This window comes from Aeromonas sp. HMWF014 (genome assembly GCF_963878295.1).
In the GTDB taxonomy this organism is placed as follows: Bacteria; Pseudomonadota; Gammaproteobacteria; order Enterobacterales; family Aeromonadaceae; genus Aeromonas; species Aeromonas popoffii.
In genome coordinates this window covers 1-2,581 of record NZ_CAWNYS010000134.1, presented here as the reverse complement: position 1 = coordinate 2,581, position 2,581 = coordinate 1, and the positions used below count along the sequence as shown (strand labels likewise).

Annotated in this window: 2 protein-coding genes; both read left to right on the top strand. The window is 52.6% G+C overall.

The genetic code is table 11. The features are described from left to right. Positions 1-675: 675 nt before the first annotated feature. The gene (locus AAC083_RS05350; RefSeq protein WP_042035765.1) at positions 676-1,701 is read left to right on the top strand and encodes an ABC transporter permease subunit; all 1,026 of its coding nucleotides are present in this window, start codon (positions 676-678) and stop codon (positions 1,699-1,701) included. A 106-nt stretch (positions 1,702-1,807) separates the two neighbouring features. Beyond that, positions 1,808-2,581: ABC transporter permease subunit (locus tag AAC083_RS05345; RefSeq protein WP_108536030.1), on the top strand; the 774-nt coding region annotated here is incomplete at its 3' end.

Here is a 2,581-nt window from a genome sequence, read left to right as displayed (position 1 = left end):
ATGCGTAAGGCTTATCAAGCTTTCGATGTGGACGTCAATTGAGGTGGTGCGGATGGGGTGGGGGCGGGGAATAAGATGACTATGTTTTATTAGTTCACTATTACCAGTTTTTATTCTGACTTGGCATCCACTTGCGATGTGAAATCGGTGTTAAATCGAAGTGTTTCCATTTTATTGATTAAATTTAAACTTATCGAAAAGTGATCTTCTTCCTTGATTTTTGTCTTGTAAAAAGCAACTTAAATAGCATTTTTAGCTGTTTTTATGGTGTGTTGTGTTTCTGTTCAGGCCGGGTGTTTGGCGGAGTTCAAGCGTGTGTCTATAGAGAGAGTAAATTAGCGGATTTTTTGTTAATGGCATGTTTTATATCGGTTTTTGTTTTTAGGTCTCTTTTTTTATTATTTTAATTTAAAATTTAAACGATGGTTTGGTTGTGCGGTGAGTAGTGTTTTATCTTGAAGTTGAGTTTTTCATAAAAAATTCACAATAAATTCTGCTATATGCCAAAAGCAGATGTTACCCCCTTCGTTCTACTTGATTTTTGTTGCAGAGCTTTTACAGTGACCCAGCGGATTGTCTGTCAATAACAGCCTATCCAGTGAGTAATGCCAGGAAGGACAGGCCGGTCATCGGAATTGACTAGCCATACAAGAACAACAAGGACGAGGTTTCACCATGCTGTCGTATTTCTTACGTCGGATGCTTTTGATCATCCCGACGTTTCTCGGTATCACCCTGCTCGTCTTCACCATCACCCGTTTCGTGCCCGGCGGCCCGGTTGAACGCATGTTGTTGCAGGCGCAGGTGTCCCAGAACGAATCTGGCCGATCCAGCGGCAGCAAGGGTGCGCAGGCCCTCTCCGATGAACAGATCGAGGAGCTCAAGGCCTTCTATGGCCTCGACAAGCCGATGCTGATCGCCTATTGGGAGTGGCTGCAGAAGCTGGCCGTACTGGATCTCGGGGAGTCGACCCGCTATTACGAGCCGGTGTGGGGCCTCATCAAAGACAGGCTACCGGTCACCGCCTTCTTCGGGTTGGCCACCTTTCTGCTGAGCTACGCGGTATCCATACCACTCGGAGTGGCCAAGGCCCTCAGGCACAATAGTCGCTTCGATTCGCTCAGCTCCATGTTCATCTACATGGCCTATGCCCTGCCCGCCTACGTGGTGGGTATCTTTCTCATCACCGTCTTCGCCTTCCATCTGGAATGGCTGCCCATGGGCGGTTTTCCGGGGGACGATTTCGACGCCATGGAGAGCCGCTGGGCCCAGATCCGTACCGTCTTTGCCCACGCCCTGTTGCCGCTCATCGCCTACGCCATCGGGGATTTTGCCATCCTCACCATGACCATGAAGAACAGCCTGATGGAGAACCTGTCGGCGGATTACGTGCGTACTGCCGTGGCCAAGGGGCTACCGTTTCGCAAGGCGGTCACCGACCACGCCATGCGCAACAGCCTGATCCCCATTGCCAGTCACTTAGGATCTGTGCTCACCGTCTTCTTCGGCGGCTCCTTTCTCATCGAGACCATTTTCAACATCGACGGCATAGGGCTGCTCGGTTATGAGGCGATCGTCGAGCGGGATTACCCCACCGTCATGGGCATTTTGGCCATCACCTCCATGTTGATGCTGGTTGGCAATATCGTCTCCGATATCTGTGTCGCCTTTGTTGACCCCCGCGTGCGGTTTGGAGAGTGAACATGAACCTGCTCCTTCCTGTCATGTCGATGCTGACATCACGTTATATCGTCTCCGACCTTTGTGTCGCCCTCGTTGACGCTCGTATGCGGCTTGGAGAATAACCATGAAGCTCAACCCGGTTACCTTGAAAAAACTCAAGCGTTTCAAGTCGATAAAGCGTGGTTATTACTCGTTTGTCATCTTTACCACCCTGGTGGTGCTCTCCCTGCTGGCGGAGCTGCTGGTCAACAGCCGGGCACTGATTGTGAGCTATCAGGGTCAGCTCCACTTCCCCACTTATGGTGACGTAATCCCCGGTACTCACTTCGGGCTCGATTACGAGTACGAGACCAACTATCGCCAGCTCAAGGTCAAATTTGCAGAGGAGGGCAAGGGCAACTGGGTGCTGTTGCCGCCTGTACCCTGGAACCCTTATGAGCAGGATTTCAAGCAAGATACCTATCCGCCCTTCGCCCCCAGCCTGGCTGAACGCCACTTCCTCGGCACCGACACCAGCGGCCGCGATGTGCTGGCGCGGCTGGTCTATGGCTTTCGCATCGCCATCGGCTTTGCCTTTATCGCGCTGGCGGCCAGTTACGCCATCGGGGTCACCATCGGCTGTCTGATGGGCTTTCTCGGCGGCCGCTTTGACCTCATCTTGCAACGCTTCATCGAGATCTGGTCCCAGGTGCCGTTTCTCTACGTCATCATGATCCTGGTGTCGCTGGCCAAGCCCAACTTCGGTCTGTTTGTCGGCATCAACGTGCTGTTCGGCTGGATGGGGATCACCTGGTATATGCGCACCCTCACCTACAAGGAGCGGGCACGGGACTATGTGATGGCGGCGCGGGCGCAAGGGGCCACCACCGGGCGGATCATCTTCAACCACATTCTGCCC